Origin of the sequence: Sphingomonas hengshuiensis (assembly GCF_000935025.1) — a bacterium.
In the GTDB taxonomy this organism is placed as follows: Bacteria; Pseudomonadota; Alphaproteobacteria; order Sphingomonadales; family Sphingomonadaceae; genus Sphingomonas; species Sphingomonas hengshuiensis.
In genome coordinates this window covers 4,143,697-4,155,064 of record NZ_CP010836.1, presented here as the reverse complement: position 1 = coordinate 4,155,064, position 11,368 = coordinate 4,143,697, and the positions used below count along the sequence as shown (strand labels likewise).

14 protein-coding genes are annotated in these 11,368 nt (G+C 64.1%); 4 read left to right on the top strand and 10 right to left on the bottom strand.

Annotated features, from left to right (window positions below):
• Nucleotides 1–13: 13 nt before the first annotated feature.
• From TS85_RS26280 to TS85_RS18770, 6 genes are all read right to left on the bottom strand, one after another.
• Nucleotides 14–136 (bottom strand): hypothetical protein, encoded by a 123-nt coding sequence (locus TS85_RS26280; RefSeq protein WP_265102099.1) that lies wholly within the window; start codon nucleotides 134–136, stop codon nucleotides 14–16.
• Between the two features lie 79 nt (nucleotides 137–215).
• A complete protein-coding gene (locus tag TS85_RS25555) occupies nucleotides 216–347 on the bottom strand; it encodes a benenodin family lasso peptide (RefSeq protein WP_227698536.1) in 132 nt (43 codons plus the stop codon).
• A 97-nt stretch (nucleotides 348–444) separates the two neighbouring features.
• Nucleotides 445–1,029 carry a GntR family transcriptional regulator gene (locus TS85_RS24270; RefSeq protein ID WP_052508010.1) on the bottom strand — a complete coding sequence of 195 codons (585 nt, stop codon included), beginning with the start codon at nucleotides 1,027–1,029 and terminating at the stop codon, nucleotides 445–447.
• A complete protein-coding gene (locus tag TS85_RS18780) occupies nucleotides 1,026–1,910 on the bottom strand; it encodes a phytanoyl-CoA dioxygenase family protein (RefSeq protein WP_044334270.1) in 885 nt (294 codons plus the stop codon). The genes TS85_RS24270 and TS85_RS18780 overlap by 4 nt, the downstream gene beginning before the upstream one ends.
• 8 nt (nucleotides 1,911–1,918) lie before the next feature.
• The gene (locus TS85_RS18775; protein WP_044334269.1) at nucleotides 1,919–2,545 is read right to left on the bottom strand and encodes an acyl-homoserine-lactone synthase; all 627 of its coding nucleotides are present in this window, start codon (nucleotides 2,543–2,545) and stop codon (nucleotides 1,919–1,921) included.
• Nucleotides 2,546–2,627: 82 nt separating this feature from the next.
• On the bottom strand, nucleotides 2,628–3,377 hold the full coding sequence (locus TS85_RS18770) for a LuxR family transcriptional regulator (protein ID WP_044334268.1): 750 nt from the start codon (nucleotides 3,375–3,377) through the stop codon (nucleotides 2,628–2,630).
• A 617-nt stretch (nucleotides 3,378–3,994) separates the two neighbouring features.
• Between TS85_RS18770 and TS85_RS18765 the strand changes: the two genes are divergently transcribed.
• Complete coding sequence (locus TS85_RS18765; RefSeq protein ID WP_044334267.1) at nucleotides 3,995–4,948, top strand: GAF domain-containing protein; 954 nt, start codon at nucleotides 3,995–3,997, stop codon at nucleotides 4,946–4,948.
• A gap of 140 nt (nucleotides 4,949–5,088) precedes the next feature.
• Nucleotides 5,089–6,606: an aldehyde dehydrogenase gene (gene adh / locus TS85_RS18760; RefSeq protein ID WP_407082125.1), complete on the top strand. Its 1,518-nt coding sequence runs from the start codon at nucleotides 5,089–5,091 to the stop codon at nucleotides 6,604–6,606.
• 728 nt (nucleotides 6,607–7,334) lie between these two features.
• On the opposite strand, the gene TS85_RS25810 is transcribed toward adh, so the two are convergent.
• From TS85_RS25810 to TS85_RS18740, 4 genes are read right to left on the bottom strand one after another with little or no spacing between them, the layout of a single operon-like run.
• On the bottom strand, nucleotides 7,335–7,856 hold the full coding sequence (locus TS85_RS25810; RefSeq protein ID WP_162184740.1) for a JAB domain-containing protein: 522 nt from the start codon (nucleotides 7,854–7,856) through the stop codon (nucleotides 7,335–7,337).
• 11 nt (nucleotides 7,857–7,867) lie between these two features.
• On the bottom strand, nucleotides 7,868–8,344 hold the full coding sequence (locus TS85_RS25805) for a hypothetical protein (protein WP_052508008.1): 477 nt from the start codon (nucleotides 8,342–8,344) through the stop codon (nucleotides 7,868–7,870).
• 32 nt (nucleotides 8,345–8,376) lie between these two features.
• On the bottom strand, nucleotides 8,377–8,745 hold the full coding sequence (locus TS85_RS18745; RefSeq protein WP_044334263.1) for a hypothetical protein: 369 nt from the start codon (nucleotides 8,743–8,745) through the stop codon (nucleotides 8,377–8,379).
• Between the two features lie 55 nt (nucleotides 8,746–8,800).
• Nucleotides 8,801–9,322: a helix-turn-helix domain-containing protein gene (locus tag TS85_RS18740; protein ID WP_044334261.1), complete on the bottom strand. Its 522-nt coding sequence runs from the start codon at nucleotides 9,320–9,322 to the stop codon at nucleotides 8,801–8,803.
• A gap of 125 nt (nucleotides 9,323–9,447) precedes the next feature.
• On the opposite strand from TS85_RS18740, the gene TS85_RS18735 reads away from it, so the two are divergent.
• Nucleotides 9,448–10,311 carry a glycosyltransferase family 2 protein gene (locus tag TS85_RS18735; RefSeq protein ID WP_077228689.1) on the top strand — a complete coding sequence of 288 codons (864 nt, stop codon included), beginning with the start codon at nucleotides 9,448–9,450 and terminating at the stop codon, nucleotides 10,309–10,311.
• Nucleotides 10,308–11,336, top strand: a complete 1,029-nt coding sequence (locus TS85_RS18730) for a hypothetical protein (protein ID WP_052508006.1) — start codon at nucleotides 10,308–10,310, stop codon at nucleotides 11,334–11,336. Before TS85_RS18735 ends, TS85_RS18730 begins: the two co-directional genes overlap by 4 nt.
• Nucleotides 11,337–11,368 lie beyond the last annotated feature (32 nt).

The window sequence follows — 11,368 nt, the reverse complement described above, 5'->3', positions numbered from 1 at the left end:
CCGCCGCGAACGATCAGTAATCCGACAGGCCTTGCGGCAGGACGAATCCGACCACCTCGAACATGCCGGTACAGCTGCCCAGGGTCTCGGCGCCCAGGCCGATCGGGTCGACAGCCTGCGCCTCTTCGTTCTTCATGGGAAATCTCCGTATTGCGTCGGAAAGCGGGTGCGCTGATTGCGCCGGCCCGGCACCGAGCCGGACCGGCACGCTCTGATCAGTCGTCCGACAGGCCTTCGCGCGGGATCAGCCCGACGACGTCATACTGGCCGTCGAGGGCGCCCTGGGTTTCAGCGCTGGCTGCGCCGAGGTCGATGAGATCGATGGGTTCGATGGTTTCGCGGTCCATGGTCATTCTCCGTGTCGCTGAATGCGACGAGAAGAAGATCGAACGGCGGATTGCTTATAAGAAGTTTATAATCCGATTATAATCGTTCGCTGATCTTTCAAACTTTGTCGCGTTCGCGCAGCAAAAGAGAGACGGCGCGCATCCGACGCAAATGATATCGCCGGATAGACTGCGGCTGACCATGATTACGAATCATGAGTTCATCGAGTTCCCCGATCATCGGCCCCAGGATTATGTCCTCAAGCATTCGAAACGCGTGAAGGCGGTCGCTCGCGCTTGCGATGGACGCGCGTATCTCCTGGTTGGGGGCCGCAGACGCCATGCGTTCGAAAACCAAAGCCGTCTGGTCCGCTCCCGTTCCCAGCAAGTCCTCCAGCGACAGGGTTTGCGGCTCTTCGCGGGTGGTTCTCACTGCGATGAGTAGCAGTGCCGAGTTCCACTCGTAGAGGTCCCGGAGTTCACCCTCCGTCAGGCGCGGAACGTGAAAGCCTTCGCCGCTGGTCGCCTCGACCAGGCGCTCGCCGACCAGCCGGTGAAGGACATCGCGCACCGGCGTCATGCTCACGCCAAGCGCTTCTGCCAGGCGATTTGCTTCAAGGCGAGCGCCTGGAGCATAGCGCCCCTCCCGCAGCATTTGCTTGAGGGTTGAATAGCTTCTCTCCATCGCCTGGATCGGGCTCATGCCAAAGCTTCCTGTGCCATCCGGTGAGCGGCCACGGCTTCGGCCTGGTCTGGCCGAAGCGCATCGACCGCGCCGATATGCTCGGGGAGATTGCCGGTAAGGAGGAGTGAGGGACACACGCCCTCGTAATTGCCGAGGTTGGGCCGGTGCTGGCGATAGCCGATCAGACCGGCGAGCTCGGGCGAGAAGGCGCGCGCAACCTCCGGCGGATAGGATAGCCACTGGTTCTCGTAGGGCTTGAGCCAGCCGAGGCAGTAACTCACGACCACGGCCTTGCGAACCTCGTCGCTCAGGTTGGCGCCCGCACCATGGAGGGTGGAGCCGAGGAACAGGAACGCATCGCCTGGATTGAACACTGCGACGGTGGAACGCTCTGGGAAGGTCTCGGTCAGCGCTGCGCGCCCATGGCTGCCCGGATAAAGGATCGTGGCGCCGTTCTCGACAGTGAAGGGCGTTAGCGGCCACATCACGTTGACAAGATACTCGACCTCTCCCTTGGCACCCTGCCACATGTCCTGGTCGCGGTGCGGGAATTGCGCGGGGGCGCCTGGATGTAAGGCAATCGCCTGCATCAGGTTGAGTTGGATTGTATCGCACCAAGGTGCGAGCAGTCCGGTCGCCACGCTAAGGATGCGTTCCTCAAGCGCCAGGTCGGCAGCGTGATGCGAACGCTTCAGCAAGCTGCCGAACCGCTTGGTACGCCCGCCATAAAAGTCGCCTTCGCAAAACGGCGTAGCTTCGTAGATCGGATCGAGATCTGCGACGAGCGCTGCGATGGTCTCAATGGGCAGGGCGTTCGGAATGACGCACCAACCCTGCGTCTTCAGCAAGTCAGTGGCGGTGCCGATGCCGGCAGGCTTTGCATCTTGCGCGTTTGCCATGGCGGTTCTCACGCGTTTACGGCGCGGCGGGCCGGCGCTTGGTGAATGGGGAGGGGTGACCAGACTCCACCGGCCGCCAGCTCCGCCGGCGTATTCGGGGTGATTGCGATCTCGAGCGCGCCAAGCAGGCTTCCGCCGCTTCGCAGCGGTTCGCCGATGGCACGACAATCCCATCCAAAACTCAGGATCTGCTGGAGCCATCGCATCTCGGCAACGCCAGTGTATCTGTCGATACCGGTTTCGAGCGCGTACACGGCCAGGGCAGTGACAAGCTGGTCGCGCACCTGGCGACGCTTGGCGGACCGTAGCCGGCGATCCAGGCAGAACCGCGTAACTTCCCAGACCGCCGGACCACGCGGTGGCTCGCCTGCGCACAGCGCGGGAAAAATCGAGTCCAGGATATGCGGCCGTGTCGTCGGCAGCAGGCGTGCGGAGGCAAGGTGATGATGATCGAAGTCGGTGAGGATCAGATAGCGCGCTTGTGTGTCGTCAAACCGGTCGATCTCGTAACGCCCGCCCAGGACCGGGAGATCCCATTTGAGGAGATCAATGAACACGCGTTTGCGCGCCGCGAGCATTGAGCGGAACGCAACGTCGCTGATGCCGCCGCTTTCGGAATCGATGAGAAGAACCATGGAGCGTACCCCCTCGGATTGATGAGGGGGCCAGCATCCGCGTCGGAGATAGGGCGCGATATTCCCAGAAATGGGGGTAGCGTCAGTGCTTCAAAATGTCGGAAAAGCTGATCAAACCGTCGAAAAGGGCGCGAACCGCGAGCATGGCACGCTTTTGGACCCCATAGCGTTCGCGCGCATGCTTCAAATGCTGAATGACGGTCTCGTGGCTGACGCCGAGGATGACCGCGATTTCCCAATCGGTCTTTCCGCGCGCCGCCCAAAGCACGCAATCGCGCTGACGATCGGTCAGAATGGCGGCGTGGTCGATGGACATATCTCGAACACCGGAAAGACGGCGAGCCGCTTCGAACGCGAACCCGCCGACCAACTGGCAAACACCGTGAAATTCCTCCGGGAAGGGTTTGCCTGCATCGACCGCGAATGAGCAAGAGCCCAGGATCTCACCTGGAACGCTTGCCGGGATCGTGAAGCCCTCGCCGATGCCGACCAAATAGGCTCGATCAAGCACGTACCGGTCGTCGGGTGTCAGCTTAATCATGTCAGGGACAGCGGCCCATGGAAATCCGAAGCTGGCTTTGTGGCAAGCGCGATGGATTGGATCAGATCGACCTAGTTCGTTCTGGTCAAACCATTCTTCCCATCTCGAGGGGTAGTTGTGCAGCCGTATGGCCGGAACACCGTCGCGCCCGAAATTGATGTGATGTGTGAGAGCAAAATATCGCACTCCCATTGCTTCGCAACTTTGCAGGAGGGAAGTCCGCAGGGCATCGGCCGTCGTCGCGACCTTCGCATTCTGAACGAACAACTCCGCAATCGCCAAACGTGGCATACGCACCCTGGCCGTCTCGGACTGCGGACCTCAACCCGCATACTCCATAGAACGCCTTACTAGGGCCCGTGGCCGGACAACTTCTCAAGGTAGCCGCCAGAGCGAATCTGCTATCCGAATATTCTAGCAAAAACATCGCGTTGTCAAAATGGGCGGGCAATTCGACTAGGCCTCGCTTTAGGCAAAACCAAGTTTATCTCGAAATAATTATTCGGAATGAGCCTTCGGCAGTCGATCTCTCGCCAGGGGAGACGCGAACGGTGTTTGCACGGCGACCTTAGCCTCACCAACCCTACGACATGCGCCGACTCGGACCCAAGACGCGCGATTCAAACCGGCGGAGGACCAATAGCTTGGGTGCGCGTCTTAGGGGCCAGTCTCGTAATCTGTGAGAATCTGGTGAGAGTGGAAAAGTGGCGGACGCGCTTCCGGTGCTAAGATATTGAAAAGATGGTGAAACCGACAGGATTCGAACCTGTGGCCTCTGCCTTCGCAGTGCTAGTTCACTAGTCTAGAAGCCAGGTCGATGCGGCGGTCACTGGCGCTTCATAGGGGATAAGCCCGGCTTGACGGGCACGGAGCATAGCGCGCAGCATTGCCGCATAACGGAGTTCCCGATGCCCGCCCACTCGTCGCGCCATGCAGATCTCGTGCTCGATGCCGTGCGCTCGCCGAGTAGCGCTGCTGTGTCGCCGCTGGCTGCGTCCTGGTGCCGTTCGGCGATCCATCACAAACTTGATCCGGAGGCGGGTACGCGCGAGAGGATCGGTGCGGTTGCGCTCACCGAGCGGCGGACGTTGCACCAGCCGCTGCTGGCGGTCGCCGCGCCGGTACTGGACGAGATGTTCCGTGCGGTTGGCCGCAGCGGCTGCGGCGTCGTACTCAGCGACGCAGAGGGCGTAATCCTCGAAACACGCTCCGCCCCCGGAGATGCGGAAGCCTTTGGCCGAACGGGCCTGGTAGAGGGCGCGCGCTGGGGCGAAGCGGAGGAGGGCACCAATGGCATTGGCACCTGCCTGTTCGAGGACAAGCCGGTGATCATCCAACGCGATCAGCATTTCGCCAGCCGTAATATCGGTATCAGTTGCATGGACGCGCCGGTGCACGATCCCGAGGGACGGCTCGTCGCCGCGCTCGATGTGTCGAGTTGCCGGGCGGACCATGGCCCCGCGATGGCGGAGATGATCGCCTCGCTGGTGCGGGACGCGGCGCGACGGATCGAACGCGATTATTTCTGCCGCCATTTCGCCGATCGCCGCATCCTGTTTCTGGCCGATGATGCGGCGAGCGGCACGGCGTTGCTCTCGGTCGACCGCGACGATCTGGTGGTCGGCGCCAGCCGGGCCGCGCGGCTGCGATTGGGGCTGGGCGCCGGGCCGCGGCTCGATCCACGGCCGCTCGAATCGCTGCTGGGCGAGGGAGCCGCGCCGTCGTTCGACGACGCCGATCGCACCGTGTTGCGCCAGGCGCTCGCTTGTGCGGGCGGTAATGCCAGTGCGGCGGCGCGGCTGCTCGGCATCGGCCGGGCGACCTTTTACCGGCGGCTTGCCCGGGCGCGGTTCCAGGACTGACCACCTGTCTCAGTACTGAGACAGGACCGACGATCGCCTCGCTGCCGTCTCTTTCCGTCCGCTCCGCCGAGGGGCATCCTCCTCGCCCGACGCTGATCACGGCGCTGCACATCTAGGCAAGAGGATCCGGGCATATGGACATGCTGGTTGAGAACCGCGCGAGCGCGCTGAAGGCGCCGTTCGCCGCACGCTATGACAATTTCATCGGTGGCCGCTTCGTCGCGCCGACGGCGGGCCGCTATTTCCAGAATGTCTCGCCGATCACCGGCCAAGTGGTGTGCGAGATCGCCCGTTCGGATGCCGCCGACGTCGAACTGGCGCTGGATGCCGCCCATGCCGCTGCCGATGCCTGGGGGCGCACGCCGGTTGGCGAGCGCGCGCGCATGCTCAACCGTATCGCCGACCGGATGGAGGCCAATCTCGAAAAGCTGGCCACCGCAGAAACCTGGGACAATGGCAAGCCGATCCGCGAGACCATGGCGGCGGACGTGCCGCTGGCGATCGACCATTTCCGCTATTTCGCCGGTGTGGTGCGTGCGCAGGAAGGTTCGATCGGCGAGATCGACAACGACACCATCGCCTATCATTTCCACGAACCGCTGGGCGTGGTGGGGCAGATCATCCCGTGGAATTTCCCGCTGCTGATGGCGGCGTGGAAGCTGGCGCCGGCACTCGCGGCGGGCAATTGCGTGGTGCTGAAGCCCGCCGAGCAGACCCCGGCTTCGATTCTGGTCTGGGCCGAGCTGATCGGCGATTTGTTGCCGCCGGGCGTGCTCAACATCGTCAACGGCTTTGGGCTGGAAGCCGGCAAGCCGCTCGCCTCGTCGCGCCGCATCGCCAAGATCGCGTTTACCGGCGAGACCGGCACCGGTCGGCTTATCATGCAATATGCCAGCGAAAATCTGATCCCGGTCACGCTGGAACTGGGCGGCAAATCGCCCAACATCTTCTTCGAGGACGTGACCCGCGAGGACGATGATTTCCTCGACAAGGCGGTCGAAGGCTTTGTGATGTTTGCGCTAAACCAGGGCGAGGTCTGCACCTGCCCCAGCCGGGCGCTGGTGCATGAGAAGATCTATGATCGCTTCATGGAGCGTGCGCTCGCCCGGGTGAAGGCGATCGTGCAGGGCAGCCCGCTCGATCCCGCCACGATGATCGGCGCGCAGGCGTCGTCGGAGCAGCAGCAGAAGATCCTGTCCTATATCGATATCGGTCGGAACGAAGGCGCGGAGTTGCTGATCGGCGGCGGCGCGGCCGATCTGGGCGGCGATCTTTCGGGCGGCTTCTATGTCCAGCCGACCGTGTTCCGTGGCCACAACAAGATGCGGATCTTCCAGGAGGAGATTTTTGGCCCGGTCCTGTCCGTCACCACCTTCAAGGATGAGGACGAGGCGCTGCAGATCGCCAACGACACGCCCTATGGCCTTGGGGCCGGTGTGTGGAGCCGCGATGCCAATACCTGCTACCGCTTCGGCCGCGCGATCAAGGCCGGGCGGGTGTGGACCAACTGCTACCACGCCTATCCGGCGCACGCCGCGTTCGGTGGGTACAAGCAGTCGGGCATCGGTCGCGAGAACCACAAGATGATGCTCGATCACTATCAGCAGACCAAGAACATGCTGGTCAGCTACAGCCCGAAAAAGCTGGGTTTCTTCTGATCCGAGGTTCCCCGCGCCGGGCGCCGGCGCGGGGCTGTACCGCGTCGCCCCAACGATGGGCCAAGGTCGAGCTGGTGTTCTGCTGATCGGCGCTGACCCTGTGGCTGGCTTGCTTTCGTCCGCCGGGGCCCGGGAACAATTCCGATGGCTGCAACTGGGTGTGAGCGATCAAGCGGGACTCATGAACGAGCGGCTCTATTTGGGCATCCCGAAGCCGTCGACGGCGCCCGCTACTGAGCCAGAATCGCTCGCTTTCCCTTGGAACCCGCAATTACGCTCACGGCCAAATTGTGGATTGTTCTCCGCAGCATATTCGCGAATGGCTCAAGTGCCGTGCAGGTCAACGGCGGTAAGCTAGTAACTGGGACCGGCACGCTTGCCGGGACGACATCCAACCGTCTGCGGATCGGAGCGTCATCACCGTCGACAGCCTCTAATTTCATTCGAATGCTCTTTTCGGGCGCATAATATAGCGCTGCCACCGTTCGCCAAATGGTCCTGAACCCGTAGCGTCCACACCGGCCCAATCCGGCCTTGTGACCCCGCGCGGATTTCTCCAGTGTCCGCGAATGCAAAGCTATGAAGGAAGAGAAGACCTGCGGCTTCATCTGGAGCGGGCGATTGCGCTGTCCGAGAGGCTTGGGGAGACGCAGGTTGCCGCGCATGTGCAACACGGTCTGGATATGCTGGACAATGCCAACAGGGTTCGCTCGCCTGTTACACCCTGGTCATATCTTCCCCTCGGCCCGCATACTGATGATCCCGTCGCGGGCGACGATTAGGTGGTCGTGGATCACGATTTGGAAATGCTTGGCCACTTCGGCCAGGCTCCGTGTCGCGGAGATGTCTTGCCGGCTCGGTGTGGGATCGCCTGACGGGTGATTATGCACAACGAACAGCCCCGCAGCCCCAAGTTGTATCGCGCGCCGGACGATCTCGCGGACGTAGAACGGAGCGCTCTCAAGCGACCCGCTGGTGACTAATTCGTCGGCCAGCAATTCGTTACGACAGTTCAGGTGGAGGCAGCGTACCTGCTCCGCCCGTTCGTGCGCCAAGGTGATTCTAAGGTACTCGAACAGAGTGTCCGAATGCTTGATAATCTGACCAGGCTTGACCGCCTCGCTGGCGGCAAGGGTTTGAATACGTCGGATCGCCGCGAGGTGCTCGGCGGCGGCAGGATTGCCCAGTTGTTCAGCCAAGAGTGTTATATCCGCCGCCAGCAGGGCACTAAGCGATCCGTGATAGCGCAACAGTTGATCCGCTAGCTCCCGGGATCGCTCGGCGGTGTACGGTGCCAGGACTTGCTCCAGGCATTGTCGTATCCGTGACTCCGTAAACGTCGGCGGTGCAACCATGTGCCGGACGCGAGAACCGCGAGCATGAGATAGCCCCAGACCGTCGCCGTCACCCAATACAGGAACGGATACAGCGTGGGGTCCAGCAGCTTGAGAAGGTGGCCGGCCAACTGGAGTATCAGCAGGCTGGTCATCGCGATCGGCCATAGGCGATTTGCCCATATCATCAGCACCAAGAAAGCGGCGAGCGCAGCGCCATCCGTTAGCATCACCCCGACTTCCACCTGCTGCCATCGGACGTGAGACGCCGATGCGGCGATCGGAGTGGCAATGACGCCAACGAGAAGGATAGCGGCGCCGATGCGCTCTGGGGCGCCCCCTCGCCAGACCGCGTAAACGGTCGTGAGGGCGAGGAGGGCGACGAACAGAAGAACATGGGACATGTCGGCAGTGGTGGTGCCGACATGCCTATGCGTCAACCGCGGGAAGCTCTCGCCAGCGGTCGAACGTTGCTTGCTTCGAGTTCGCCCTTTGGGAAGGATGGGCAAGGGAACACGTCGCCCAGCAGGGCGCGGCTGGCGCCAAGCCTGTCGGCCAGCTTGCCGAGTTCCAGGTGCGCATCCACCACGGCGCGCCGGGTGTCGAATGCGCGGTCCATCGCCGTCTGAAGATGGTGGAATATCGGCTGGGTGGAATAGGGCGGCAGCTCCAGCGCAGCTTCCTGGGTTGTCGCGCGGAGGACCAAATCCGCGATCGATCGGATCGTTTCATTTGAGCCTCGTTCGGAGGCAAGCGTGGCGTTCGCGACGTCGCAGACGGCGTCGATAGTGGTCTGATCGGGCATACACTCCCTTCCCGCGCAGAAATGCGCTGGCATGGTTCCTGGAACGGAGATGCGTCTAGTTCAGAAGTGCCCGACCCGCCGTCAGGATGCCTGCGAGAAACAGGCTAAGACCGCCCATCAGCATGGTCATGGCTAGCGCGATGGCTGTGGCCAGGGCCATTCGGCTGGCGGCATTCAATTTTGCGGGTTCGAACTCTCCCAACATGTCCAGCAGGGTCTGCCTTTCGGGTGGAAGTTGTATGACATACGGAACTGTCACGTCCGCCACCTGATTGATCGAGCCTGTGTTTTCGGCATCTGCCAAGGCAGCTTCTGCGGGCTCTGGGGGAGTGTAGACAATGGGCGGCGACGGGGTAGCCAAGTCTTGGCTATCCCGCCGGTCCCAGTCGCGAATCAACGCGGCGGCTGTGTCTCGATCCTCGAGGCCCAGTCGCGAGAGCGCCCCCTTGATGTGGTGATCGATCGTGTGATGCGAACCGCCCCGAACCTGGGCGATCCGCTTGGATGATCCGACATGAACCAGGCGAAGGCACGCGAGCTGCGACTCGGTGAGTAGTGCGCGTGGATCGTCCCCCATGGGCCGACACTATGGTTAGCAGGGGCCGCAGGCAAACAAGGGATCAGAGCTGCGGCGCTGCCGCCGAGTAGATTGCGATGGAAATGTCGGGGCCGAAACAAGATGGTGAACGCTGAGTAGCAAAGATGGCAATATTGTGTTGCGCCTCAGCAACACAACGAACTCATGGAATAGTTGCGCGGCGTTCACATGCCGGAGCGCGATGCGCTGCTAAAGATCAAATCGCGGAGGCGCATGGCAAGCAACTGCTGGTGCGCCAGGCATTGGGGGCGGGGCTGCCGCTGGCCGGAGTCGGCTGTGCGATCCGCCGCGAGATGCTCGCGCGGATCGCCGCGCTGCGTGGCGGCGCCCCGTTCGATGCGACCAGCCTGACCGAGGATTACGAGCTGGGCCTCACCATCGGCGCGATGGGCGGCATCGCCAGGCTGCTCCGCATCGCCGAGGCGCCGGGCGGGCCTCCGGTTGCGGTCCGCGCCTATTTTCCCGGCACGATCGACGCGGCGGTGCGCCAGAAGGCGCGCTGGCTGACGGGGATCGCGCTTGCCGGCTGGGATCGTACCGGGTGGAGCGCGCCGCTCCATGTCGGCGATCACTGGATGCGGATGCGCGATCGCCGGGTAGCGCTCGCGATGCCGGTGCTTGCAATCGGCTATTGCGCGCTCGTCGCCTGGGGGGTGTCGCTGGGGCTGCATTGGGCGCTGGACAGCGTAGCGCCTCCCATCACGCCCGGGGTGCAGGCGCTGCTTCTCGCGAACCTCCTGCTGCTTGGCTGGCGGCTGGTCGTGCGGGCGGCGTTCGTCCTGCGCGCCTATGGCTGGCGCGAGGCTTTATGGTCGGCGCCGCGGATGGCAGTGGGCAATTATATCGGGTTGCTCGCCGCGCGACGGGCAATGATGCTGTATGCCCGCATCCTCGCCGGCGGTGCGCCGACCTGGGAAAAGACCGCGCATGAATTCCCGGACGAGGCCCCGCGCGAGCGGAGCCCGTGACGAAGGCCGGGCGGGGACGCCCGCTGCGCTTCGTGGGGCTGGTGGCGGCGACGTGGATCGGGGCGCGCGTGCTGCTGCTCTGGCCGGCGGGCGAGAGCGCGGTTGCGCTCGAGGTTGCGGCGCCAGTCTCCGCGCCCGCGCGCGTGCCGCCCGACCGCGCAAATCGCCGCGCGGTCGGGCCTTGGCCGGCGGCAGGTAGCGCGCAACCGCCGGCAGAACTGCTGCCCGCACGACGTCCGCCGCCCGGGGTGGAGCGGGTCGCCGCTTCGGCGCGCGACCTGCAGCCGCGAGTGGGGCTGTTCGCGGTGGGGCTGGACGCGTCCGCCGAGGCCATGCCTCCCGCGGTCGCCATCGCGGTTGCACCCTCCATTCCCGACCGGCTGACCCCGTTGCCCGATCGCTGGTCCACCAGCCTGTGGATCGTCGCGCGCGCCGGCACCGGTATCGGCGCCGCGCCGGGGGCGGGGCAGCTCGGCGGCGGGCAGGCGGGGCTGCGCGTCGCATGGCTGGCAGTGCCGCGCGCGCGCGTTGCGGCGGTGGCGCGGCTGACAGCGCCGCTCGCCGGTGCAGGGCGCGAGGCGGCGCTGGGAGTCGAGTGGCAGCCCGCCGCGCGGCTTCCGCTGCGGATCGCAGTCGAGCGGCGCTTCGGGCTCGACGGCGTGGCGGGCGGCGCGGGAATCGGGATGGTGGGCGGCGGCGACACGCGGATCGCAGGCGGGTTCCGGCTCGAATCCTATATTCAGGCGGGCGCGGTGCATCGCACCCGATGGGAGCCCTATGCCGATGGCGCGGTTCGCGGATTGCGCACCGCGGGCGACACTGGCGGTGCGCGGCTGGCATTCGGCGCGGGGGCGTGGGGGGCGGCGCAGCGGGGTGTGGCGCGGCTCGATCTCGGCCCGACGGCGATCGTCTCGGTGCCCGTCGCGCAGCGGATGCTCCGCGTCACGCTGGACTGGCGCCAGCGCGTCGCGGGTCAGGCGCGCCCGGGATCGGGGCTCGCGCTGACGCTCGGCGGCGATTTCTGAACGCTGGGCTTTTGCCTTCGACGCCAAACACG

Excerpts from the sequence above, each read along its gene's own strand:
- TS85_RS24270 (WP_052508010.1), bottom strand. The coding sequence starts at position 1,029 with ATGAGCCCGATCCAGGCGATGGAGAGAAGCTATTCAACCCTCAAGCAA.
- TS85_RS18740 (WP_044334261.1), bottom strand. The coding sequence starts at position 9,322 with ATGGGGGACGATCCACGCGCACTACTCACCGAGTCGCAGCTCGCGTGC.
- TS85_RS18765 (WP_044334267.1), top strand. The coding sequence starts at position 3,995 with ATGCCCGCCCACTCGTCGCGCCATGCAGATCTCGTGCTCGATGCCGTG.
- TS85_RS25805 (WP_052508008.1), bottom strand. The coding sequence starts at position 8,344 with ATGTCCCATGTTCTTCTGTTCGTCGCCCTCCTCGCCCTCACGACCGTT.
- TS85_RS18780 (WP_044334270.1), bottom strand. The coding sequence starts at position 1,910 with ATGGCAAACGCGCAAGATGCAAAGCCTGCCGGCATCGGCACCGCCACT.
- TS85_RS25555 (WP_227698536.1), bottom strand. The coding sequence starts at position 347 with ATGGACCGCGAAACCATCGAACCCATCGATCTCATCGACCTCGGCGCA.
- TS85_RS26280 (WP_265102099.1), bottom strand. The coding sequence starts at position 136 with ATGAAGAACGAAGAGGCGCAGGCTGTCGACCCGATCGGCCTGGGCGCC.
- adh (WP_407082125.1), top strand. The coding sequence starts at position 5,089 with ATGCTGGTTGAGAACCGCGCGAGCGCGCTGAAGGCGCCGTTCGCCGCA.
- TS85_RS18735 (WP_077228689.1), top strand. The coding sequence starts at position 9,448 with ATGGCAATATTGTGTTGCGCCTCAGCAACACAACGAACTCATGGAATA.
- TS85_RS18775 (WP_044334269.1), bottom strand. The coding sequence starts at position 2,545 with ATGGTTCTTCTCATCGATTCCGAAAGCGGCGGCATCAGCGACGTTGCG.
- TS85_RS18770 (WP_044334268.1), bottom strand. The coding sequence starts at position 3,377 with ATGCCACGTTTGGCGATTGCGGAGTTGTTCGTTCAGAATGCGAAGGTC.
- TS85_RS18745 (WP_044334263.1), bottom strand. The coding sequence starts at position 8,745 with ATGCCCGATCAGACCACTATCGACGCCGTCTGCGACGTCGCGAACGCC.